Raw genomic sequence first — 23,251 nt, forward strand, 5'->3', positions numbered from 1 at the left:
ATCTGTTCTACTGCGCTCCCGTGATTTCCCGGCGCCGACCTGATCCGGGGTGACATGCTGCTCACCATCAGGGGGTTGATCCAGATTTCCACCGTGTTCCGAGGACTTCCGTTCCGACGATCACCAGAGGTCCGACCGGAGGCCGACGTGTCCGCGAACATCAATCCCACGGTGCGCCGGCGCCGCCTCGGCGCGGAACTGCGCAGGCTCCGCGACCAGGCCGGGATGACCGCGGAGGAGGTGGCCGGCCGGCTGATGGTCTCCCAGTCCAAGATCAGCCGACTGGAGAACGGCCGCCGCAGCATCAGCCAGCGGGACGTCCGGGACCTCTGCGACGTCTACAACGTCGCCGACGAGGCGATGCGGGCCAGCCTGATGGAGATGGCCCGGGAGTCCCGGCAGCGCGGCTGGTGGCACGACTTCAACGACATGCCCACGCCCTACAGCGTGTACATCGGCCTGGAGGCCGAGGCCTCCTCGATCCGCGCCTACGAGTCCTCCTTCGTGCCCGGGCTGCTGCAGACCGAGCAGTACGCGCAGGCCGTGGTCGAGGGCACCCAGCCGGACACCGACGCGCTCGCCGTCCAGCGCCGCGTCCAGGTCCGGATGAAGCGTCAGGACCGGGTCAACGGCGACAGCCAGCTCGGCAGCCTGTGGACCGTGATAGACGAGGCGGTGCTCCGCCGGGAGGTCGGGAGCAAGGAGGTGATGGCCCACCAGCTGAAGCACATGCTGGAGCTGAGTCAGCGCCCCAACATCACCATCCAGGTCATCCCGTTCTCGCACGGCGCCCACCCCGGTATGACCGGGACATTCTCCCTGCTGGAGTTCCCCGAGTCAGCCGATTCCACAGTTGTCTACTTCGAAGGGGTGACGAGCGATCTCTACCTGGAGAAAGAGGCCGACGTGCGCCGCTATACCAGTCTCTACGACCACCTGCGGGCAGCCGCGCTCGGGGTGGCCGAGACCCGGACACTGATAGCCGACATTGAAGAGGGATACCACGGATGAGCACCACCTTCGAGAACGGGACGAGCTGGCGCAAGAGCAGTCACAGCGGCGGCAACGGCGCCTGTGTGGAGATCCGCGTGCCGGCCGCCGACCTGGTGGCGGTCCGCGACTCCAAGGACCCACAGGGTCCGCAACTGCGCTTCTCCGCCGAAGCCTGGAACGCGTTCGCCGCCGACGCGGGCACCGGGGTGTTCGGCGGGTTCTGATCCGCTCCGTACCGCTTCTCGGCCAGGTGCCCGTAGCGGTGTCCACCGCCCTTTCCGGGCGGCGGCCACCGCTACGGGCATCTTCGCGCCCATGGGCATGCCCACGTCAACAGAGTCTCAGCCGAGCACCGGGTAGCGGGCCGCCCAGGCCGCGCCCTCCGCGCTGTCGGCGCTGTGCAGCTCGGGCCCGTGCATCAGCTCCAGGACGAAGTCGTCCGCCAGTTCCAGCAGTGCCCCGCGCCCTTCGAGACCCGCCACCAGACCGGGCGGCAGCGCGGTGTCGCCGTGCAGCACCCCCAGCAGGTTCCCGCAGATCGCGCCGGTGGAGTCGCTGTCCCCCGAGTGGTTCACCGCCAGCAGCAGCCCGGAGCGGACGTCGTGCGCGACCAGCGCGCAGTACACCCCGATCGCCAGCGCCTCCTCGGCGACCCAGCCCTCCCCCAGCGCCTCGACCCGCTCGGCGGACGGCTCCCCCGCCCGCACCGCGTCCAGCGCCGCCCGCAGCGCCGCCGTGGTCTCCTCGTGCGCCGGCCGCTCGGAGAGCAGCGCGAGCGCCAGGTGCACCCCCTCCTCCAGGGTGCCGCCGCGGGCCGCGGTCTGGACGATCACCGCCAGCGCGCCGGCCGAGAGGTAGCCGGTGGGGTGACCGTGGGTCAGCACCGAGCACTCCACCGCCAGCTGGAACACCAGGCCCGGCTCCCAGGTGGTCAGCAGCCCGAACGGCGCCGCCCGCATCACCGTGCCGCAGCCCTTGGAGTGCGGGTTCTTCGGCGTCTCCAGAGTGCCGAGCCGCTCGGCGTCCGGACCGGAGAGGCCGGACAGACAGGCCTGGCCCGGCGCGCGCTGGGCGTACAGCCACTCCTCGCGGCCCAGCCAGCCGAGGTCGGCGCGCCGCTCGTCCGGGCCCCAGTCCCGCTGGGTGGCGGCCCAGCGCAGATAGGCGCGGTGGACGTCGGTGGGCGGGTGCCAACTCCCGGTGTCCCGGCGGATGTGCGCGCGGATCAGCCCGTCGAGGGTGAACAGCACCATCTGCGTGTCGTCGGTGACGGCGCCGAGCCGCCCGTACGCGGGGACGTACCCGGTGACGCCGAGCGGGCCGTGCGCGGCGCGGATCTTCTCCAGCGACTCGAACTCCACGCCCGCGCCGAGCGCGTCCCCGACCGCCCCGCCCAGCAGGCACCCCCGCACCCGGCTGCGGAAGTCCTGCTGCTGGGCGCGTGACCACAGTGGCATCACGACGGGCGCCTTTCGTCCGGGTTCGGGCAGGGTCGCGCGACGCACGGCCGGTCGCGCGCCCTCGCACTGTATTCGAATGCCCGAACGGCACGGCAGGGTTCCCGCTCCACCGGATCGCCACCGGATGTTCCGCCGTCCTTCGGGCGCCCCGGGTTTTGCCCGCTCACTCCACCAGCGGCAGCAGCTCCGGCAGATGCCCGTCCGAGGCCAGCGCGGCGGCGAGCCGTTCGGCCGGCACCTCGCCGTAGGTGGTGGTGCGCTGGCGGTGCGGACGCCCGGCCGCCTCGGCGATCGCCCGCAGCTCCCGGACCGACTTGTAGCTCCCGTACGCCGACCCGGCCATCCGCGAGATGGTCTCCTCCATCAGCGTGCCGCCCAGGTCGTTGGCGCCCGAGCGGAGCATCTCGGCGGCGCCCTCCGCGCCCAGCTTCACCCAGCTGGTCTGGATGTTGCGGATGTGCGGGTGGAGCAGCAGCCGGGCCATCGCGACCACCGCCCGGTTGTCCCGCGCGGTCGGGCCCGGCCGGGCGATCCCGGCCAGGTAGACGGGGGCGTTGGTGTGGATGAACGGCAGCGTCACGAACTCGGTGAAGCCGCCGGTGCGCTGCTGGATCCCGGCGAGCAGCCGCAGGTGGCCCACCCAGTGCCTGGGCGTGTCCACGTGCCCGTACATCATCGTGGACGAGGAGCGGATGCCCAGCTCGTGCGCGGTGGTGACGACCTCCACCCAGGTCGCGGCCGGCAGCTTGCCCTTGGTGAGCACCCAGCGGACCTCGTCGTCGAGGATCTCGGCGGCGGTGCCGGGGATGGAGTCCAGGCCGGACTCCTGGGCGCGCCGCAGCCAGTCCCGGATCGACATCCCGGTCCGGGTCGCGCCGTTGACCACCTCCATCGGCGAGAAGGCGTGCACATGGATGCCGGGCACCCGCTCCTTCACCGCGCGCGCGATGTCGAAGTAGGCGGTGCCGGGCAGGTCCGGGTGGATGCCGCCCTGCATGCAGACCTCGGTGGCGCCGACCTCCCAGGCCTGCGCGGCCCGGTCGGCGACCTGCTCCAGCGAGAGGCTGTAGGCGTCCGCGTCGGTGCGGCGCTGGGCGAAGGCGCAGAACCGGCAGCCGGTGTAGCAGACGTTGGTGAAGTTGATGTTCCGGGTGACGCAGTAGGTGACCTCGTCGCCGACCGCGTCCCGGCGCACCGCGTCGGCGATCCGGCAGAGCGCGTCCAGCGCCGGGCCGTCCGCCTGGAACAGCGCCAGCGCCTGCTCGTCGGTCAGCCGGACCGGGTCGTCGGCGGCCACCGCCAGGGCGGCCCGGACCTCGGCGTCCAGCCGCTCCGGCGCGCCGGCCGGGCCGGGGACGGCCGAGGCCGCCTGCTCGCGCAGCACCTCCCAGTCGCCGTAGACGTCCTCGAAGTCGGCCCGCCGGTCGCCGGTCCGGCCCTCGGTGTCGATGGTGCTGTGCAGATCGGTGCGGCCGTAGGAGGCCGGCAGGTCCTCCGGCTCCTGCCAGGGGTGTCCGGTGACCACCGCGTCGGGCCGGGCCAGGCCGGTCTCCGGGTCGGCGAGCGCCCGGACGTGCGGCAGCACCCGCGGGTCCAGCCAGGGCTCGCCGTGGCGGACGTACTCAGGGTAGACGGCGAGCCGCTCGCGCAGCTCGAAGCCGGCCGCGGCCGAGCGCTCGGCCAGCCTCTCGATCTGCGGCCAGGGGCGTTCGGGATTGACGTGGTCGGGGGTCAGCGGGGAGACCCCGCCCCAGTCGTCGATGCCGGCCGCGATCAGCCGCTCGTACTCGCCGTCCACCAGGTTCGGCGGCGCCTGGAGGCAGGCGGACGGGCCCATGATGTGCCGGGCCACCGCGACGGTGGCGACCAGCTCGTCCAGTTCCGCGTCCGGCATGCCGCGCATCGCGGTGTCCGGCTTGGCGCGGAAGTTCTGCAGGATCAGCTCCTGGACGCCGTGGTAGGCCCGGGAGACCTTGCGCAGCGCGAACAGCGACTCGGCGCGCTCCTCGTGGGTCTCGCCGATGCCGATCAGCAGACCGCTGGTGAACGGCACCGAGCTGCGGCCGGCGTCCTCCAGCACCCGCAGCCGGACGGCGGGCTCCTTGTCGGGCGAGCCGTAGTGCGGGCCGCCGGGCTCGCTCCACAGCCGGGTGGCGGTGGTCTCCAGCATCATGCCCATCGAGGCGGAGACCGGCTTGAGCCGCTGGAAGTCCGTCCAGCTCAGCACCCCGGGGTTGAGGTGCGGGAGCAGCCCGGTCTCCTCCAGGATGCGGATCGACATGGCGCGGACGTACGCGATGGTGTCGTCGTACCCGTGCGCGTCCAGCCACTCGCGGGCCTCCGGCCAGCGGTCCTCGGGCTTGTCCCCGAGCGTGATGAGCGCTTCCTTGCAGCCGAGTTCCGCGCCCCGGCGGGCGACCTCCAGCACCTCGTCCGGGGACATGAACATCCCGTGTCCCTCGCGGCGCAGTTTGCCGGGAACGGTGACGAAGGTGCAGTAGTGGCACTTGTCCCGGCAGAGCCGGGTGAGCGGGATGAACACGCTCTTGGAGTAGGTGATGACGCCGGGCCGGCCGGCCGCGTCGAGACCGGCGTCGCGGACCCGGGCGGCGCTCGCGCAGAGGTCGCGCAGGTCGTCCCCTCTCGCCCGGAGCAGTACCGCCGCCTCGGTCACGTCCAGCGCGACGCCGTCCCGGGCGCGGCGCAGGGCGCGCCGCATCGCGTTGGCGGTCGGGGTGTTGGTTGCGTCCATGCCGCGACCCTACGCCAGTCCACGTACCCTCCTCGTGCGTTCGGAGGAGCCGACCCTGAGGAGGACTCAGGGTCGGCTGCGCCGGGAGACCGACCCCGAACCCACCCTGCGGGGCGATGACGCGGGCGTCCCGGGACCGTCTAATGGATACCCAGGGACGGTCGTTGACTGACGGAGGGGTTGGAACCATGACGGACGAGAGGGCGACCGCGGGCGGCGGCCCGGCGGACGAGTGGCAGGACGAGGCTCCCTACCGGTCGCGGCGGCGCACCCTGGTGCGGGTGGCCGTGCCCCTGGCGGTGACCGCGGCGATCGCCGCCGGGGTGGGGCTGGTGCCGGCGCTGGCGGACTCCTCGCCGCCGGAGCTGCCCGCGCTGACGGCGGAGCAACTGGTCGCGAAGGTGCTCGGCTCGGAGGCCCAGACGCTCTCCGGCACGGTGTCGGTCTCGACCGACCTCGGCGTGCCGGGGCAGCTGCTGGGCGCCGCGGCCGGCGGGCTGTCGGGCGGCGGGGCGGCGCCCGGCGGCGGGGACGGGCCCTCGGGCGCCGCGCCCGGGTCGAAGCTGACCGGCCTGCTCGGCGGCGAGCACACCCTGCGGGTCGCGGTGGACGGGCCGGAGCGCCAGCGGATCGGCCTGCTGGAGAAGCTGTCCGGGTACGAGCTGATCCGCAACGGCGACCAGGTCTGGGCCTGGGACAGCAGCACCAACGAGGCCGTGCACCTGACCGGCGCCCGGCCGGACGCGGCGGCGGACGGCCACCGGGGCGGGGCGCCGCTGACCGGCGTGCCGGCCACCCCACAGGAGGCGGCCCGGCAGTTCCTGACCGCGAGCGCCGGGTCCACCGCCGTCACCGTGGACGGCACCGCGACCGTGGCCGGGCAGAAGGCCTACCGGCTGAGCGTGAAGCCCAGCCAACCCGGCTCGACGATCGGCGAGGTGCGGATCGCGGTGGCCGCCGACAACGGGGTGCCGCTGTCGGTCGTGGTCAAGGGCACGGACGGCGCCACCGTGCTGGACGTCCACTTCACCCAGGTCTCGTTCGCCCGGCCGGGTGCCAAGACCTTCGAGTTCACCGTGCCCAAGGGCGCCAAGGTGACCGAGCAGAAGGCGTCCGGGGCACCGCGCGGCGAGGTGACGCCGGAGGAGGCCAGGGCGGCCGCCGAGGGCCTGAACGTGATCGGCGAGGGCTGGACGACCGTGCTCTCGGTGAAGCTGCCCGCCGGCGACGTGTTCGTCCCGGCCGAGGGCAAGGGCCCGCGCGGCCACCACGGCCCGGGCGCCGGCGCCGGCACGTCGCAGAACCCGCTGGCGCTGGCCAAGTCGCTGGGCAAGCCGGTCGCCGGCGGCTCGCTGATCAGCACCAAGGTGGTCAATGTGCTGGTCACCGACGACGGCCGGGTCTTCGCGGGCGCGGTGACCCTGCCGGTGCTGCAGAGTGCGGCCGGGGTGAAGTAGTGGCCCAGGCTCCCGTCACGGGGGACGTTACGGAGCCGGCCGGGGGGCCGGGCGCGGTGGCGCGCCCGGCCCCCGGTGCCGCTTCGCCCTCCCGTACCTCCGACGACGTGATCAGGACCAGGGGTCTGACCAAGCGCTTCCGCGGCGGCCAGCTCGCCGTGGACGGGCTGGACCTGACCGTCCCCCGGGGCTCGGTCTTCGGCTTCCTCGGCCCCAACGGCTCCGGCAAGACCACCACCATCCGGATGCTGATGGGCCTGATCGCCCCCAGCGCCGGGGTGGCGACGGTGCTCGGCGAGCCGATGCCGCGGTCGGTGGCCTCGGTGCTGCCCCGGGTGGGCGCGCTGATCGAGGGGCCGGCGCTGTACGGCTTCCTCTCCGGCCGGGACAACCTGGCCCGGTTCGACGCCGCCGACCCCACCTCCGACCCGCGCACCCGGCAGCGCCGGGTCGCCGAGGCGCTGGACCGGGTCGGCCTGGCAGCCGCGGCCGGCAAGAAGGCCAGGGCCTACTCGCTGGGCATGAAGCAGCGGCTCGGCCTGGCCTCGGCACTGCTCCAGCCGCGCGAACTGCTCGTCCTGGACGAGCCCACCAACGGCCTGGACCCGCAGGGCATGCGGGAGATCCGGGCGCTGGTCCGGGAGGTCGCGGCCGAGGGCACCACGGTCTTCCTCTCCTCGCACCTGCTGGACGAGATCGAGCAGGTCTGCAGCCACGCCGCGGTGATGTCGCGCGGCCGGCTGGTGGTGCAGGGCACCGTCGCCGAACTGGCCGCCCGGGCCCGGGGCCGGCTGGTGGTGCGGACCCCGGACACCCACCGGGCCGGCGAGGTGCTGCTCGCCCACAAGGTCACCGAGGTGCGGATCGGCGACGGCCGGGTGGACGGCGACGTCGGCGCGCTGGCCGAGGAGGCCCTGCCCGGGCTGGTCGCGGCGCTGGTCGCGGCGGACGTCCGGGTGCACGGCTTCGGCGTGGAGCGGGGCACATTGGAGGACGCCTTCGTGGCGCTGACCGGGGAGGGCTTCGATGTCGCGGGCTGAGGCGGTGCCGGCGGTCGCGGCGGCCGGCGCGGAAACGGCGCACGGGCGGCGGCCGCAGACCGCGGCCGGCTTCCTGGCGCTGTTCCGCAACGAGCTGCTGCTGACCTTCCGCCGGATGCGGACGATCGTGCTGCTGGGCATCCTGGCGGTGCTGCCGGTGCTGATCGGCGTGGTGGTCCGGATCGAGACGGACGGGCCGCGCGGCGGCGAGGGCCCGGCGTTCATCGCCCAGGTCACCCAGAACGGTCTGTTCCTGGTGTTCACGGCGCTCGCGGTGGCGCTGCCGGTCTTCCTGCCGATGACGGTCGGTGTGGTCGCCGGGGACTCGGTGGCGGGCGAGTCGGCCACCGGCACGCTGCGCTACCTGCTGGTGGCACCGGCCGGGCGGACCAGGCTGCTGGCCGCCAAGTTCACCGCCGGGCTGGTGTTCTGCCTGGCGGCGACGGCGACCGTCGCGGTGGCGGCGGTGATCGCCGGAACGGCGCTGTTCCCGGTCGGGGACGTCACGCTGATCTCCGGCGAGACCATCGGCCTGGGCCAGGCGCTGCTGCGGGCGGTGCTGGTGGCCGCGGTGGTGGCCGCCTCGCTGGCCGGGCTGGTCGCGATCGGGCTGTTCGTCTCGACGCTCACCGGCAGCGGCATCGCGGCGATGGCGGCCACCGTCGGCCTGGTGATCACGGTGCAGATCCTGGACAGCTTCCCGCAGCTGCACGCGATCCAGCCGTTCCTCTTCACCCACCACTGGCTCACCTTCGGCGACCTGCTGCGGGAGCCGATGTACTGGGACGGGGTGCTGAAGAACCTCGGGCTGCAGGCCGCCTACGTGGCGGTGTTCGGCTCGGCGGCCTGGGCCCGGTTCACCTCGCGGGACATCACCGCCTGACCGGCACCGCGTCCGCGCCGACGCCGGGAACCGCGCCGGCAGCGGCGGCCGTCCGGGCCCGGACGGCCGCCCGGTCGGTCCGCAGCCGGCGCAGCGCGTCCCAGGTGAGCACCGCGAGCGCCGCCCACACCAGGGCGAAGCCGGCCCAGCGGGCGGGCGGCATCGACTCGTGGAAGACCGCGATGCCGATCAGGAACTGGAACACCGGCGCCAGGTACTGGAGCAGGCCGAGCATGCTCAGCGGCACCCGGACGGCGGAGGCGCCGAAGAGCAGCAGCGGAACGGCGGTGATCACGCCGCTGAGCAGCAGCAGCCCGGAGTGCCCCCAGCCGTACTCGCCGGCCACCGTGTGCCCGAAGGTGCCGCGGCCGGTGACCTCCAGGTAGACCAGGTAGCCGAGGGCGAAGGGGAACAGGAAGGCGGTCTCTGCGGCCAGGCTCTCCAGCCCGCTCAGCCCGACCGTCTTCTTCAGCAGCCCGTAGGTCGCGAAGGACAGGGCCAGGGTCAGCGCGATCCACGGCAGCCGCCCGTAGCCGACGGTCAGCACCGCGACCGCGACGGCGCCGATGCCCACCGCCACCCACTGGGCGGCGCGCAGCCGCTCCTTGAGCACCAGCACGCCGAAGGCGATGGTGACCAGCGGGTTGATGAAGTAGCCGAGGCTGGTCTCCACCACGTGCCCGGCGTTGACGCCCCAAATGTAGACGCCCCAGTTGACCGAGATCACGGTGGCGGCGGCGCCCAGCATGGCGAGTCGGCGGGGCTGGCGCAGCAGAGGGCGGATCCAGCCCCAGTGCCGCTGGGCGATCAGCAGCAGGACGACCGCGACCAGCGACCAGACCATCCGGTTGGCCAGGATGTCGTCGGCGGCGCCGGGCTCCAGCAGCGGCCAGAAGAGCGGGAACAGGCCCCATATGCCGTAGGCCGCGAAGCCGTACCAGAGGCCGCGTCCGGCCTCCCGCTGGGTTATCTCTGGCATGGACCGTCTGCCCTCCGCGCGCGCGAGTGTCGAGCCGACGGTAGCGGGCACGGCGGCGACTGTCATCTCCGTATTCGGTTTTTGGTCATGACATTGCCGGGCGGGAGCGCGCGCCACCGCCCGCGGCGGGTGCCGCGGGCGGTACCGGGGACCGGGGGTCAGGCACCCAGCGCGGCCTTCACGCTCTGCGCCAGCGGGACGGTCGGGCGGCCGATCAGCCGGGCCAGGTCGCCCGGGGTGCCGGCCAGCTCGCCGCGCGCGATGCCGGCGTCGACGTCGACCAGGATCTCCGCGAAGCCCTCCGGCAGGCCGGCGCCGACCAGGATCCGCAGGTGCTCCTCCGGCGTGACCGGGTGGAACGCGACCGGCCTGCCGGAGGCCAGGGCCAGCTCGGCGGCCAGCTCCGGCAGGGTCCAGGCGGCGTCGCCGCTCAGCTCGTACACCGCGCCCTCGTGACCCTCGCCGGTGAGCACGGCCACCGCCGCGTCGGCGTAGTCCCGGCGCGGGGCGGTGGCGATCCGGCCGTCCTGGCCGGCGCTGCCGACCACCGCGCCGCGCTCGACCGTGCCGGCCGCGTCGCCCAGGTAGTTCTCGGTGTACCAGCCGTTGCGGAGCAAAGCGAAGGGCAGCCCGGACTCGCGGATGACGGCCTCGGTGGCCTTGTGCTCGTCGGCCAGCTTGAAGGTGGCCACACCCGGGGCACTGGTGTACGCGAGCAGGGCGACCCCGGCGGCGCGCGCCGCCGCGACCACGGCGGTGTGCTGCGGCACCCGGCTGCCGATCTCGCTGCCCGAGACGAGCAGCACCCTGTCGCCGGCGGCGAAGACGCCCGCCAGGCTCTCCGGGCGGCTGTAATCGGCCACCCGGACGGCCACGCCGCGCTCGGCGAGGTCGGCAGCCTTCTCGGCGGAGCGGACGACCACGGCCACCTCGCTCGCGGGGACCTTGGCCAGCAGGCCCTCGACGACGAGGCGGCCGAGCTGTCCGGTGGCTCCGGTGACGACGTACATGGTGCTGCTCCCTGGGGTGGTTGTCCGTTGAACTTCCTGCTTCGGAACTCACCCTAGGGGTGGCACTAACCTTTCGAAAGTACGCACTTCAAAGTAGGGTACTGACATGCAGGTAATGAACACCGCGCCCGGGGCGGCCCCCGGCGCCCCGGTCGGCCCACTGCCGCCGCCCGACGTCTTCGACCGGATGTGCCCGTCCCGGGGCGTGCTGGAACACGTCACCAGCCGCTGGGGCGTGCTGGTGCTGGGCGCGCTGCACGAGCGCGGCTACCGCTTCAGCGAACTGCGCCGACGGATCACCGGGGTGAGCGAGAAGATGCTCGCCCAGACCCTGCAGACCCTGGAGCGCGACGGCTTCGTACTGCGCGAGGCCCACCCGGTCATCCCGCCCCGGGTCGACTACAGCCTCACCCCGCTCGGCCGGGAGGCCGCCCGGCTGGTCGCCGAACTGGCGCACTGGACCGAGGAGCGCGTCCCCGTCGTCATGGCCGCCCGCGACGAGTACGACTCCCGGGGGCGGTAGGCCTACCCCTGGTCCCGGTGCCGCTCGATGAGGGCGGCCAGGCCGTCCAGCACCCGGGCCAGGCCGAAGGCGTAGGCGTGGTCCGGGTCGTACGCGCCGCCGTGCGCCTCGCCGGCGGCGGCGCCGACCCGGGCCGCGACGGGGTGGCGCTCGGCGTCGAAGACCCGGGCGAGCAGTTCGGCGTTGGCGGCCCACCACTGGGCGTCGGTCATCGCGCTCTCCTGGCGGGCGGCGCGCTCGTCCGCCGCCATCCGGGCGCAGGTCTCCACGAAGCCCAGCAGATGGGTGAGCGCGGCGTCCAGCTCGACGTCCGGCAGCCCGGTGCCCTCCAGGGCGCGCAGCTCGTACTCGTACTTGGCCATCAGGCCCGGCCCCAGCGGCGGACGGCTGGTGGAGACCGCCACCGTCCACGGGTGGGCGCGGTGCAGGGCGCGGTTGTCGTCGGCGACGGCCGCCACCCGGGCCCGCCAGCCGTCACCGCCGGGGGCGCTGCGGGGCATCGCCGCGTAGACGGTGTCCAGCATCAGGTCGAGCAGCTCGGCCTTGCCGGGCACATAGGTGTAGAGCGCCATCGGCGAGAACCCGAGCTCCTGGGCGACCCGGCGCATGGTCACCGCGTCCACCCCCTCGGCGTCCGCGATCCGGATCGCGGCGGCGGCGATCTCCGTCGGGGACTTCGCCTGCCGGGGCCCGCGCCGGCCGGGCTTCTCCTGCGCCGACAGGCCCCAGAGCAGCGCGAGCGTGCGCGCCGGATCCCCGGCACTGCTGCGGTCATTGGCCATGGAGCCGATCCTTTCACGTCGCGCCCGCCGGTACGGTCGGGACCGTGAACGCCGCCGACCCCGACCCGCTGCCGGGCACCGACACCCGCGAGGCCGTCCGCCCCCGGGTGACCTGCCGCCGCTGCCACCGCCCGCTGCACGACCCGGAGTCGCGCATCCTCCGGCTGGGCCCCGAGTGCCGCGACCCGGCCGAGCGGGTGGCCCGCCACGACGTCGACCAGGACCCGCTCCCCGGCCTGGACTGAGAACGCGACCCCGTCGTGTGACCGAGATCACTGCCCCCAGATTCTCCGTACTATGTATAGTGTACTTCGTACGGGATAACCGCCGACGAGAGGTTCACCGAACATGCAGATCAACTCCTCCGCCGTCTCGCTCACCGTCGAGGACGTCGAGGCGTCCGCGTCGTTCCTGCGGGAGCACTTCGGCTTCGCCGAGCAGATGTCCGCGGACGGCTTCGTCTCCCTGGGGCACCCGAGCGCCGGGGTGAACGTGGTCTTCCTGAAGCGCGGGATCGAGGTCCTGCCGGAGGGCTTCCGCGACGAGGTCGCCGCCGGGCTGATCCTGGCCTTCGTGGTCGACGACGTCGCCGCCGAGGAGGCGCGCCTGCGGGCGGCCGGCGTGAAGATCACCATGGCGCTGCGCGCGGAGCCGTGGGGCGAGACGCTCTTCCAGGTCACCGACCCGAACGGGGTCGTGGTCCAGCTGGTGGAGTGGGCCGAGCAGCGGTAGCGGCACGGAGAACAGGCGGCGCCCCCGGCCGGGAAGGGCCGCGGGCGCCGCGCTTTCGTCGCACCGGACGGGCTCAGTCGACCGTCCAGGTGTCGCCGCCCGCGATCAGCGCGGCCAGGTCGCCCTCGCCGCGGTCGGTGGCGGCGGTGGCCAACTGGTCGGCCATCAGCTCGTCGTACACCGGCCTGCGGACGTCGCGCAGCACGCCGATCGGGGTGTGGTGCAGGGTGTCCGCGTCGGCGATCCGGGAGAGCGCGAACGCGGTGGACGGCCCGGCCGCGCGGGCGTCGTGGACCAGGACGGCCGACTCGTTCTCCGTGGTGACGTCGTCGACGAACAGCTCGCCGTCGGCGCCGCGGAAGACGCCCCGGGCGCGGTCCGCGCCGAAACGGACCGGCTGCCCGTGCTCCAGCCGGATCAGCGCCTCGTCCCGGGTCCCGGCCTCCTTCAGCACCTCGAAGGCGCCGTCGTTGAAGATGTTGCAGTTCTGGTAGATCTCCACCAGCGCGGTGCCCTCGTGCTCGGCCGCCGCCCGCAGCACCTCCTGGAGGTGCCGGCGGTCGGAGTCGATGGTCCGGGCGACGAAGGTGGCCTCCGCGCCGATGGCCAGCGAGAGCGGGTTGAACGGCGCGTCCAGCGAGCCCATCGGCGTGGACTTGGTGATCTTCCCGAGCTCGCTGGTCGGCGAGTACTGGCCCTTGGTCAGACCGTAGATGCGGTTGTTGAACAGCAGGATCTTCAGGTTCACATTGCGGCGCAGCGCGTGGATCAAGTGGTTTCCGCCGATCGACAGCGCGTCGCCGTCCCCGGTGACCACCCAGACGCTGAGGTCCCGCCGCGAGGTCGCCAGGCCGGTGGCGATCGCCGGGGCGCGGCCGTGGATGGAGTGCACCCCGTAGGTGTTCATGTAGTACGGGAACCGGGAGGAGCAGCCGATGCCGGAGACGAAGACGGTGTTCTCCCGTCTGATCCCCAACTCCGGCATGAACGCCTGCACCGCGGCCAGGATCGCGTAGTCACCGCAGCCGGGACACCAGCGCACCTCCTGGTCGGTCTTGAACTCCTTGGCACTCTGCGGCGACTCGGCCTTCGGCACCAGCCGCAACGAGGGGAAGCGCTCGCTCATCGGTTGTCCTCCTCGTCCAGGGTGCCGATCGCCGCCCACAGCACGTCCGCCAACTGCGCGGCCTTGAAGGGAAGTCCGCGCACCTGGTTGTAGGACTCCGCGTCCACCAGGTACTTGGCGCGCAGCAGCAGCGCCAGCTGGCCCAGGTTCATCTCGGGCACGATGACCTTGTCGTAACTGCGCAGCACCGTCCCGAGGTTGGCCGGGAAGGGGTTGAGGTTGCGCAGGTGGGCCTGGGCGATCTCGCCGCCGTCGGCCCGGACCCGGCGGACCGCGGCGGTGATCGGGCCGTACGTCGAGCCCCAGCCGAGCACCAGGACCCTGGCCTCGCCGGAGGGGTCGTCGACCTCGGTGTCGGGCACGGTGATGCCGTCCACCTTGGCCTGCCGGGTGCGGACCATGAAGTCGTGGTTGGCCGGGTCGTAGGAGATGTTGCCGGTGCCGTCCTGCTTCTCGATGCCGCCGATCCGGTGCTCCAGGCCGGGCGTGCCGGGCAGCGCCCAGGGGCGGGCCAGCGTCTGCGGGTCGCGCAGGTACGGCCAGTAGGAGCCGTCCTCGCGGTTCGGGTCGGTGGCGAAGTCCGGGTCGATCGCGGGCAGTTCGTCGACCGCCGGGATCCGCCAGGGCTCCGAGCCGTTGGCCAGGTAGCCGTCCGAGAGCAGGAAGACCGGGGTGCGGTAGGTGACCGCGATGCGGGCCGCCTCGAGCGCCGCGTCGAAGCACTCGGCCGGGGTGGCCGGGGCCACGATCGGCACCGGGGCCTCGCCGTTGCGGCCGAACATCGCCTGGAGCAGGTCGGCCTGCTCGGTCTTGGTCGGCAGGCCGGTGGAGGGGCCGCCGCGCTGGATGTCCACCACCAGCAGCGGGAGTTCGAGCGAGACGGCCAGGCCGATGGTCTCGCTCTTGAGCGCCACGCCGGGGCCGGAGGTGGTGGTGACGCCGAGCGCGCCGCCGAAGGCCGCGCCGAGCGCCGCGCCGATGCCGGCGATCTCGTCCTCGGCCTGGAAGGTGCGCACGCCGAAGTTCTTGTGCCGGCTGAGCTCGTGCAGGATGTCGGAGGCCGGGGTGATCGGGTAGGAGCCCAGGTAGAGCGGCAGTCCGGAGCGGCGGGCGGCGGCGATCAGGCCGTAGGAGAGCGCGAGGTTGCCGGAGATGTTGCGGTAGCGGCCCGGCGGCAGCTTGGCCGGTGGCACCTCGTAGGACACCGCGAAGGACTCGGTGGTCTCGCCGAAGTTCCAGCCGGCCCGGAAGGCGTTGATGTTGGCCTCGGCGATCAGCGGCTTCTTGGCGAACTTGGTGCGCAGGAAGGACTCGGTGCCGCGGGTCGGGCGGTGGTACATCCAGGAGAGCAGGCCCAGCGCGAACATGTTCTTGGCCCGCTCGGCGTCCTTGCGGGCCAGCCCGCTGTCCTTGAGCGCCTCCAGGGTCAGCGTGGTGAGCGGCACCTTGTGCAGGTGGTAGGCCTGCAGCGAGCCGTCCGCCAGCGGGTCCGCGGCGTAGCCGACCTTGGCCAGCGCGCGCTTGGTGAACTCGTCGGTGTTGACGATGATCTCCGCGCCGCGCGGCAGGTCGGGGAGGTTGGCCTTGAGGGCGGCCGGGTTCATCGCCACCAGGACGTTGGGCGCGTCCCCCGGGGTCAGGATGTCGTGGTCGGCGAAGTGGAGCTGGAAGGACGAGACGCCCGGCAGCGTTCCGGCGGGGGCGCGGATCTCGGCCGGGAAGTTGGGCAGGGTGGAGAGGTCGTTGCCGAAGGACGCCGTCTCCGAGGTGAAGCGGTCCCCGGTGAGCTGCATGCCGTCGCCGGAGTCCCCGGCGAACCTGATGATCACCCGGTCCAGCCTGCGGATCGGCTTGGCGCCCCGCTGCTGTGGACCGACCGGCACGGCAGGGCCGGAGCGGCCCCCGCCGGGCCCGGAGCGGCCCTCGTCGCCGTCCGAGCCGTCCACTGCTTCTGACTGATCGACCTGACTGGTCACTGCCGCGGACCTCCTCGTGGGCACCAGCCGCGGGCGTGAGCCGTGTGCCCCGTCCGCCTGGTGCACCTCTCGCATCCTATGCGGGTAAGGATTGCCTTGGACGGAACTCCCCGATGCGGCGGAAAATCACCGCCGCGCCCTCGAAAAACGCCGCGAACGACCGGTTTGGACCCGCGGATGGACGGTTCGGTTCGAGTGCGAACACCCTCTTCGAAGGGGGCTTCGGCGAGCCGGTCAGGAATTCAGATAAGTGAGCACCGCGAGGACCCGGCGGTGGTCCCCGGGGCTCTGCGCGAGCCCCAGCTTCAGGAAGATGTTGCTGACGTGCTTCTCCACCGCGCCCTCGGAGACCACCAGCTGCTTGGCCACCGCGGTGTTGGTCCGGCCCTCCGCCATCAGCCCCAGCACCTCGCGCTCGCGCGGGGTCAGCCCGGCCAGCACATCGCCCTTGCGGCTGCGGCTCAGCAGCTGCTGGACGACCTCCGGGTCCAGCGCGGTGCCGCCCTCGGCGACCCGGACCACCGCGTCCACGAACTCGCGGACCTCGGCGACCCGGTCCTTCAGCAGGTAGCCGACGCCCCGGGTGGAGCCGGCCAGTAGTTCGGAGGCGTAGCGCTCCTCGACGAACTGCGAGAGCACCAGCACGCCGAGCTCCGGGTAGCGGCCGCGCAGGGTGACGCAGGCCCGCAGGCCCTCGTCGGTGTGGGTGGGGGGCATCCGCACGTCGGAGACCACCACATCGGGCAGCGCGCCGTCGGCGGCCAGGTCGTGGATGGTCTTGATCAGCGCCTCGCCGTCCGCGACGCCGGCCACGACCTCCAGGCCGCGGTCGGTGAGCAGCCTGGTCAGGCCCTCCCGCAGCAGTACGGAGTCCTCGGCGATGACGACGCGAAGCATGGCGGCCTTCCGGGTGGGCGGAGGTGCGGACACGGTGCTGACGGGTGTCAGTCTCCCCCATCCGCGCGCCCCTCGGGACCACGGGCGGCGATTCGCCCCGCCCGCTCCGGGCGGGGCCGCCGGGCCGTCACATGGTGCGGATGGCCACCGAGTCGCAGAGCGCCTGGAGCGCGTCCTTGGCCGGGCCGCCCGGGAGCGGGTCCAGCAGCGCGCGGGCCTCCTCGGCGTGCCGCAGGGTCTCCCGGCGGGCGTGCTCCAGCGCCGGGTGGCGGCGCAGCAGCAGCAGCGCCTCGGCGTGCAGTTCGTCGTCGGAGAGGTCCTTGCGGAGCAGTTCGCGCAGCCGGGCGTCGGCCGGGTCGGCCGGGTCGGCGGGCATCTGGCGCAGCAGCAGGGTCGGCAGCGTCTCCACGCCCTCGCGCAGGTCGGTGCCGGGGGTCTTGCCGGACTCCTCGCCGTCGCTGGCGATGTCCAGCACGTCGTCGGCCAACTGGAAGGCGATGCCGATCCGCTCGCCGAAGGCGCTCAGGATGTCGATCACCCACGGCTCGGCGCCCGCGGCCAGCGCTCCTATCCGGCAGGAGACGGCGATCAGCGAGCCGGTCTTGCCGGCCAGCACGTTCAGGTAGTGGTCGAGCGGGTCGTCCTCCGGGCCGGGGCCGGCGGTCTCCAGGATCTGGCCGGTGACCAGCCGCTCGAACGCGTCGGCCTGCAGCCGGACGGCCTCCGGGCCGAGGTCGGCGAGCACCTGGGAGGCGCGGGAGAAGAGGAAGTCGCCGGTCAGGATGGCGACCGAGTTGTCCCACCGCGAGTTGGCGCTGGGGGCGCCGCGCCGCACCGGGGCCTCGTCCATGACGTCGTCGTGGTACAGCGTGGCGAGGTGGGTCAGCTCGACGACCACGGCCGCCGGGATCACCCCGGCCGCGCCGGCGTCGCCGAACTGGGCGGCGAGCAGCACCAGCAGCGGGCGGAAGCGCTTGCCGCCGGCCTCCATCAGATGGCTGGCCGTGACGGTGATGAACGGGACGTCACTCTTCACGGCGTCGGTGAGCGCGATCTCCACCGCGTCCATCCCGGCCTGGACGTCGCGGGTCAGATCGCGGTCCTGCACGCTGAGCCCAAAGGGTCCCACGACGGTCACGAAGACCACTCCTCTGTCCCTGGTCGATCTAGCGGCCCGGTCCCTGAGTGCCGCCGCTGGCCATACAGGCAGGGTATCCGGTCGCGAGTGGATCACTGCACGGGCGTGCGGCTCTGTCATGCCAGGGCGTCCCCGCTGGCCAGCACGGATGCCCGAACGCCAGGTCCGGGCCGCGCGCGGGGGCGCGACCCGGACGGTCGTGGGAGCGGCCGGCCCCGACCTCTCGGCGGGGCGGCCGGCCGGGCCGTGTGCGGATGGTCAGCCGACGAAGAACACGGCCTTCGAGGCGAGGTCCAGGAAGTACTGCGGCAGCAGCCCGAGGCCCACCGTGACCAGGACGCCCACGCCGATCGCGGTCGCCGTGAAGGCGCTCGGGATGGCGACGGTCGGGCCGCCCGGCTGCGGGTCGGAGAAGAACATCAGCACGATGACCCGGATGTAGAAGAACGCCGCCACCGCCGAGCTGAGCACGCCCACGATCACCAGCGGGGTGGCCCCGCCGGCCGCCGCGGCCTGGAACACCGCGAACTTGCCGGTGAACCCGGAGGTCAGCGGGATGCCCGCGAAGGCCAGCAGGAAGAGCGCGAACACCGCCGCGACCAGCGGGGAGCGCCGGCCCAGGCCGGCCCAGCTGGAGAGGTGGGTGGCCTCGCCCTTGGAGTCGCGCACCAGGGTGACCACGGCGAACGCGCCGAGCGTCACGAAGGAGTACGCCAGCAGGTAGAACAGCACCGAGCCGACGCCCTGCCGGTTGCTGGCGATCACGCCGGTGAGGATGAACCCGGCGTGCGCGATCGAGGAGTAGGCGAGCAGCCGCTTGACGTCCTGCTGGGTGACGGCGAGGACCGCGCCGACCACCATGGTGAGGATCGCCACACCCCAGAGCACCGGTCGCCAGTCCAGCCGCAGCGCCGGGAAGGCCACGTAGAACAGCCGCAGCACGGCGCCGAACGCGGCCACCTTGGTCGCCGCCGCCATGAAGCCGGTGACCGGGGTCGGCGCGCCCTGGTAGACGTCCGGGGTCCAGGAGTGGAACGGCACCGCGCCGACCTTGAAGAGCAGGCCGACCGAGAGCATCGCCAGGCCCACCAGCAGCAGCGCGTCGTTCTGGGTCGAGGAGACCAGCGCCGGGGTCGGCAGCGCGTTGCCGGAGACGACGTCGGCGATCTCGCCGAGCCGCACGGTGCCCGCGAAGCCGTACAGCAGCGCGGTGCCGAACAGGAAGAAGGCCGAGGCGAAGGCGCCGAGCAGGAAGTACTTGACCGCCGCCTCCTGGGAGAGCAGCCGGCGGCGCCGGGCCAGCGCGCAGAGCAGGTAGAGCGGGAGGGAGAAGACCTCCAGCGCCACGAACATGGTCAGCAGATCGTTGGCGGCGGGGAACAGCAGCATGCCGCCGACCGCGAACATGGTGAGCGGGAAGACCTCACTGGTGGCGAAACCGGCCCGGATCGCCCCGCGCTCCTGCTCGCCGCCGGGCGTGGCGGAGGCCTGGGCGGCGAACGCGTCGGCCGGCGCTCCCCCGGCCTTGGGCTCCAGCCGGCGCTCGGCGTAGGTCAGCACCGCGACCACCGAGACCAGCAGGATGACGCCCTGGAGGAACAGCGCCGGGCCGTCCAGGGCGATCGAGCCCATCGCGATCGCGTCGACCTTGGTGGTGCCGTAGCCCTGGGCGGCGAGCACCAGGACGGCGACGAAGGCGCCGGCCAGGCCGGTCAGCGCGGTCACCACCTGGGCCCAGTGCCGCGCCCGCCGGGGCAGGAAGGCCTCCAGCAGGATGCCGGTCACGGCGGCGCCGAACACCACCAGCATCGGCGAGAGTTGGCCGTACTCGATGTGCGGTGCGGGAATGCTCTGGGTGCCGCCGCCGGCGGCGGCGAGCCATCCGGTGCTCACTTGTGCTCACCTCCTGAGCGGGCGGTCCCGTCCTGGGCGGTTCCGTGGTCGGCGACCGGGTGGGCCGGTGCCGGGTCGGTCTGGTGGACCTGCGAGAGGGTCGCGTTCACCGAGGGGTTGACCAGGTCGGTGAGCGGCTTGGGGTAGACGCCGAGCAGTACGGTGAGCGCCACCAGCGGCGCCACCACGGCGAGTTCGCGGGCCTTGAGGTCCGGAATGCCGCCGACGCCCTCCTTGACCGGGCCGGTCATGGTGCGCTGGTAGAGCAGCAGGGCGTACAGCGCGGCGAGCACGATGCCGAAGGTGGCGACGATGCCGATCGCGGGGTACCGGGTGAAGGTGCCGACCAGGACGAGGAACTCACTGACGAAGGGCGCCAGCCCGGGCAGCGACAGGGTGGCCAGGCCGCCGATCAGGAAGGTGCCGGCGAGTACCGGGGCGACCTTCTGCACGCCGCCGTAGTCGGCGATCAGCCGGGAGCCGCGGCGGGAGATCAGGAAGCCGGCCACCAGCATCCACGCGGCGGTGGAGATGCCGTGGTTGACCATGTAGAGGGTGGCTCCGCTCTGGCCCTGGCTGGTCAGCGCGAAGATGCCCATGATGATGAAGCCGAAGTGCGAGATCGAGGCGTAGGCGACCAGCCGCTTGATGTCCTTCTGGCCGATCGCCAGCAGGGCACCGTAGATGATCCCGATCACCGAGAGGACCAGGATCGCCGGGGCGAAGGTCTTCGAGGCGTCCGGGAACAGCCCGATGCAGAAGCGGAGCATCGCGAAGGTGCCGACCTTGTCGACCACCGCGGTGATCAGCACGGCGGTGCCGGCGGTGGCCTCGCCCATCGCGTTCGGCAGCCAGGTGTGCAGCGGCCAGAGCGGGGCCTTGACCGCGAAGGCGAAGAAGAAGCCGAGGAACAGCGCCTTCTCGGCGGCGCCGCTGAACTCCAGTCGGCCGTCGGCGACCGCGCCGGTCAGCGTCTGCAGGTCGAAGGTGGCCAGGCCCTGGTCCTGCGCGATCACGTACAGGCCGATCACGGCGGCCAGCATGACCAGGCCGCCGAGCAGGTTGTAGAGCAGGAACTTGACCGCCGCGTAGGAGCGCTGGCGGGCGGATTCGGGACCGCCCGCCCGGTCGCCGAAGCCGCCGATGAGGAAGTACATCGGGATCAGCATGGCTTCGAAGAAGACGTAGAAGACGAAGACGTCGGTGGCGTAGAAGGAGACGATCACCATCGCCTCCACCGCCAGGACCAGGGCGAAGAAGCCCTGGGTGCGGCGCCGCGCCTCGAAGGTGTCGCGGTCGGCGGCCCCTTCGGCGGCGGGCGCGGGCCGGACCGGGTCGGCGTCGCGCCAGGAGGCGAGCAGCACGACCGGCACCAGGACGGCGGTGAGCAGGGCGAGGACGGCACCGATGCCGTCCACGCCGAGCGAGAAGGTGATGCCGAAGGAGCGGATCCAGCTGTAGGACTCGGTCAGCTGGTAGCGCGCGCCGTCCGGGTCGAACCGCACGGCGGCCGTGCCGGCCAGGGCCAGGGTGACGGCGGAGAAGACCAGCGCCACCGTCTTGGCGGTCCGCCGCCGGCTCTCGGTGGTCCCGGCCGGCAGGGCGGCGGTCACCACCGCGCCGGCCGCCGGAACCGCGCAGGTGGCGGTGAGGAGGACACTCATGCCTCGGCCTCCTGACGACGTGTGTAATCCGGGTGCATCAGACGGACCTCATCAGGAGAGTCGTGGCGACCAGCACCAGCGTGCCGCCGAACATGGAGAGCGCGTACGAGCGGACGTGGCCGTTCTGGATCCGCCGCAGCCGGCTGGAGACGCCGCCGATGGTGGCGGCCAGGCCGTTGACGAAGCCGTCCAGGCCGCGGCTGTCGAAGTAGACCAGGGCCGCCGTGAGCGCCGAGCCGGGGCGGACCAGGACGGCGTGGTTGAAGTCGTCCTGGAGCAGGTCCCGGCGGGCGGCCCGGGTGAGCGGGGAGCCGTAGGGCGGCACCACCGGGACGGCGGAGCGGCCGTACACCAGGTACGCGAGCGCGACGCCGGCCACCATGCAGGCGCTGGTGAGCAGGGTGACGGTGAGTGCGCCGAGCGGCGAGTGACCGTGCTCGTAGCCGGTGACCGGCTCCAGCCAGCGCAGGAAGGAGTCGTTGAAGGCGAACAGCCCGCCGGCGAACACCGAGCCGACCGCCAGCAGGATCATCGGGACGGTCATGGTGCGCGGCGACTCGTGCGGGTGCGGCTCATGGCCCTCGGCGTCCGGCTGCCAGCGCTTCTCGCCGAAGAAGGTCAGGATCATCACCCGGGTCATGTAGAACGCGGTGACCGCGGCGCCGGTCAGGGTGCACAGGCCGAGGATCCAGCCCTCGGTGCCGCCCTTGGCGAACGCCGCCTCGATGATCTTGTCCTTGGAGAAGAAGCCGGACAGGCCCGGGAAGCCGATGATGGCCAGGTAGCCGAGGCCGAAGGTCACGAAGGTGACCGGCATGTACTTCCGCAGGCCGCCGTAGTGACGCATGTTCACCTCGTCGTTCATGCCGTGCATGACCGACCCGGCGCCCAGGAACAGCCCGGCCTTGAAGAAGCCGTGGGTCACCAGGTGCATGATCGCGAAGGCGTAGCCGATCGGGCCGAGGCCGGCGGCGAGGATCATGTAGCCGATCTGCGACATGGTCGAGCCGGCCAGCGCCTTCTTGATGTCGTCCTTGGCGCAACCGACGATCGCACCGAAGAGCAGGGTGACCGCGCCGACCACCACGACGGCGGTCTGGGCGTCCGGCGCCAGGTTGAAGATCGCCCCGGAGCGGGTGATCAGGTAGACGCCGGCGGTGACCATGGTGGCCGCGTGGATCAGCGCGGAGACCGGGGTCGGGCCCTCCATCGCGTCCCCGAGCCAGGACTGCAGCGGCACCTGCGCGGACTTGCCGCAGGCGGCGAGCAGCAGCATCAGGCCGATCGCGGTCAGCTTGCCCTCGCTCGCGCTGTCCGCGGTGGCGAAGACCGGCTCGAAGGCGAAGGAGCCGAACTCGACGAACATCAGCATGATCGCGATGGACAGGCCCAGGTCGCCGACCCGGTTGACGATGAACGCCTTCTTGGCGGCCGTCGCGGCGCTCGGCTTGTGCTGCCAGAAGCCGATCAGCAGGTACGAGGCGAGGCCCACGCCCTCCCAGCCGAAGTACAGCAGCAGGTAGTTGTCGGCCACCACCAGCAGCAGCATGGCCGCCAGGAAGAGGTTCAGATAGGCGAAGAAGCGGCGCCGGCGCTCGTCCTGCGCCATGTAGCCCACCGAGTAGAGGTGGATCAGCGTGCCGACGCCGGTGATCAGCAGGACGAAGGTCATCGAGAGCTGGTCGAGCCGGAAGGCGACGGCGGCCTGGAAGCCGTTCACCGGGATCCAGCTGAACAGGTGCTCGGTGACGGCGCGTTCCTCGGCGTCCCGGCCCAGCATGGACGAGAACAGCGCGAGGCCGAAGCCGAAGGACAGTGCGGCGAGCGCGGTGGCCAGCCAGTGGCCGAAGCGGTCGAAGGCACGGCCGCCGAGCAGCAGCAGGGCGGCGCCGGCCAGCGGAGCCGCGACCAGCAGCGGAATGAGAGAGTTCACCGAGGCCCTCCGC

General features: G+C 72.6%; 20 protein-coding genes. 8 read left to right on the plus strand and 12 right to left on the minus strand.

Annotation, left to right across the window (positions count from 1 at the left end; genetic code table 11):
* Positions 1 to 147 precede the first annotated feature (147 nt).
* Positions 148 to 1,011 (plus strand): helix-turn-helix domain-containing protein, encoded by an 864-nt coding sequence (locus ACFZBX_RS00835; RefSeq protein WP_391530548.1) that lies wholly within the window; start codon positions 148 to 150, stop codon positions 1,009 to 1,011.
* Positions 1,008 to 1,217 (plus strand): DUF397 domain-containing protein, encoded by a 210-nt coding sequence (locus ACFZBX_RS00840; protein ID WP_391530549.1) that lies wholly within the window; start codon positions 1,008 to 1,010, stop codon positions 1,215 to 1,217. Before ACFZBX_RS00835 ends, ACFZBX_RS00840 begins: the two co-directional genes overlap by 4 nt.
* 117 nt (positions 1,218 to 1,334) lie before the next feature.
* Here ACFZBX_RS00840 and ACFZBX_RS00845 read toward each other — a convergent pair whose 3' ends face one another.
* A complete protein-coding gene (locus ACFZBX_RS00845; protein ID WP_380763602.1) occupies positions 1,335 to 2,450 on the minus strand; it encodes an ADP-ribosylglycohydrolase family protein in 1,116 nt (371 codons plus the stop codon).
* Positions 2,451 to 2,616: 166 nt separating this feature from the next.
* On the minus strand, positions 2,617 to 5,205 hold the full coding sequence (locus ACFZBX_RS00850; RefSeq protein WP_391530551.1) for a bifunctional FO biosynthesis protein CofGH: 2,589 nt from the start codon (positions 5,203 to 5,205) through the stop codon (positions 2,617 to 2,619).
* 188 nt (positions 5,206 to 5,393) lie between these two features.
* On the opposite strand from ACFZBX_RS00850, the gene ACFZBX_RS00855 reads away from it, so the two are divergent.
* From ACFZBX_RS00855 to ACFZBX_RS00865, 3 genes are read left to right on the plus strand one after another with little or no spacing between them, the layout of a single operon-like run.
* Positions 5,394 to 6,662: an outer membrane lipoprotein carrier protein LolA gene (locus tag ACFZBX_RS00855; protein ID WP_391530552.1), complete on the plus strand. Its 1,269-nt coding sequence runs from the start codon at positions 5,394 to 5,396 to the stop codon at positions 6,660 to 6,662.
* 56 nt (positions 6,663 to 6,718) lie between these two features.
* A complete protein-coding gene (locus ACFZBX_RS00860; RefSeq protein WP_391530553.1) occupies positions 6,719 to 7,702 on the plus strand; it encodes an ABC transporter ATP-binding protein in 984 nt (327 codons plus the stop codon).
* A complete protein-coding gene (locus tag ACFZBX_RS00865) occupies positions 7,689 to 8,585 on the plus strand; it encodes an ABC transporter permease (RefSeq protein ID WP_391530555.1) in 897 nt (298 codons plus the stop codon). The genes ACFZBX_RS00860 and ACFZBX_RS00865 overlap by 14 nt, the downstream gene beginning before the upstream one ends.
* Here the strand turns inward: ACFZBX_RS00865 and rarD are convergent.
* Together rarD and ACFZBX_RS00875 are read right to left on the minus strand one after the other, a co-directional pair.
* A complete protein-coding gene (rarD, locus tag ACFZBX_RS00870) occupies positions 8,575 to 9,564 on the minus strand; it encodes an EamA family transporter RarD (protein ID WP_391530556.1) in 990 nt (329 codons plus the stop codon). The genes ACFZBX_RS00865 and rarD overlap by 11 nt on opposite strands.
* A 158-nt stretch (positions 9,565 to 9,722) precedes the next feature.
* A complete protein-coding gene (locus ACFZBX_RS00875; protein WP_391530558.1) occupies positions 9,723 to 10,574 on the minus strand; it encodes an SDR family oxidoreductase in 852 nt (283 codons plus the stop codon).
* A gap of 115 nt (positions 10,575 to 10,689) precedes the next feature.
* Here ACFZBX_RS00875 and ACFZBX_RS00880 point away from each other — a divergent pair, with 115 nt between their 5' ends.
* Entirely contained in the window at positions 10,690 to 11,097 is a 408-nt protein-coding gene (locus ACFZBX_RS00880) for a winged helix-turn-helix transcriptional regulator (protein WP_391531028.1), read from the plus strand.
* 2 nt (positions 11,098 to 11,099) lie between these two features.
* Here ACFZBX_RS00880 and ACFZBX_RS00885 read toward each other — a convergent pair whose 3' ends face one another.
* Entirely contained in the window at positions 11,100 to 11,879 is a 780-nt protein-coding gene (locus ACFZBX_RS00885) for a TetR/AcrR family transcriptional regulator C-terminal domain-containing protein (RefSeq protein ID WP_391530560.1), read from the minus strand.
* A gap of 44 nt (positions 11,880 to 11,923) precedes the next feature.
* Between ACFZBX_RS00885 and ACFZBX_RS00890 the strand changes: the two genes are divergently transcribed.
* Positions 11,924 to 12,124: a DUF6011 domain-containing protein gene (locus ACFZBX_RS00890; protein ID WP_391530562.1), complete on the plus strand. Its 201-nt coding sequence runs from the start codon at positions 11,924 to 11,926 to the stop codon at positions 12,122 to 12,124.
* Between the two features lie 103 nt (positions 12,125 to 12,227).
* The gene (locus ACFZBX_RS00895; protein WP_391530564.1) at positions 12,228 to 12,611 is read left to right on the plus strand and encodes a VOC family protein; all 384 of its coding nucleotides are present in this window, start codon (positions 12,228 to 12,230) and stop codon (positions 12,609 to 12,611) included.
* A gap of 73 nt (positions 12,612 to 12,684) precedes the next feature.
* On the opposite strand, the gene ACFZBX_RS00900 is transcribed toward ACFZBX_RS00895, so the two are convergent.
* From ACFZBX_RS00900 to nuoL, 7 genes are all read right to left on the minus strand, one after another.
* The gene (locus tag ACFZBX_RS00900; RefSeq protein ID WP_391530566.1) at positions 12,685 to 13,737 is read right to left on the minus strand and encodes a 2-oxoacid:ferredoxin oxidoreductase subunit beta; all 1,053 of its coding nucleotides are present in this window, start codon (positions 13,735 to 13,737) and stop codon (positions 12,685 to 12,687) included.
* Positions 13,734 to 15,713, minus strand: coding sequence for a 2-oxoacid:acceptor oxidoreductase subunit alpha (locus ACFZBX_RS00905; protein WP_391530567.1), 1,980 nt, complete (start codon positions 15,711 to 15,713; stop codon positions 13,734 to 13,736). The genes ACFZBX_RS00900 and ACFZBX_RS00905 overlap by 4 nt, the downstream gene beginning before the upstream one ends.
* Before the next feature lie 234 nt (positions 15,714 to 15,947).
* Positions 15,948 to 16,610 (minus strand): LuxR C-terminal-related transcriptional regulator, encoded by a 663-nt coding sequence (locus tag ACFZBX_RS00910; RefSeq protein ID WP_391530568.1) that lies wholly within the window; start codon positions 16,608 to 16,610, stop codon positions 15,948 to 15,950.
* Between the two features lie 127 nt (positions 16,611 to 16,737).
* The gene (locus ACFZBX_RS00915) at positions 16,738 to 17,748 is read right to left on the minus strand and encodes a polyprenyl synthetase family protein (protein ID WP_391530569.1); all 1,011 of its coding nucleotides are present in this window, start codon (positions 17,746 to 17,748) and stop codon (positions 16,738 to 16,740) included.
* A gap of 258 nt (positions 17,749 to 18,006) precedes the next feature.
* Positions 18,007 to 19,641, minus strand: coding sequence for an NADH-quinone oxidoreductase subunit NuoN (nuoN, locus tag ACFZBX_RS00920; protein WP_391530570.1), 1,635 nt, complete (start codon positions 19,639 to 19,641; stop codon positions 18,007 to 18,009).
* Positions 19,638 to 21,305: an NADH-quinone oxidoreductase subunit M gene (locus ACFZBX_RS00925; RefSeq protein ID WP_391530572.1), complete on the minus strand. Its 1,668-nt coding sequence runs from the start codon at positions 21,303 to 21,305 to the stop codon at positions 19,638 to 19,640. The genes nuoN and ACFZBX_RS00925 overlap by 4 nt, the downstream gene beginning before the upstream one ends.
* Positions 21,306 to 21,342: 37 nt before the next feature.
* Positions 21,343 to 23,238, minus strand: coding sequence for an NADH-quinone oxidoreductase subunit L (gene nuoL / locus ACFZBX_RS00930; RefSeq protein WP_391530573.1), 1,896 nt, complete (start codon positions 23,236 to 23,238; stop codon positions 21,343 to 21,345).
* Positions 23,239 to 23,251: the final 13 nt, after the last annotated feature.

This window comes from Kitasatospora sp. NPDC008115 (assembly GCF_042957205.1).
Classification (GTDB): domain Bacteria; phylum Actinomycetota; class Actinomycetes; order Streptomycetales; family Streptomycetaceae; genus Kitasatospora.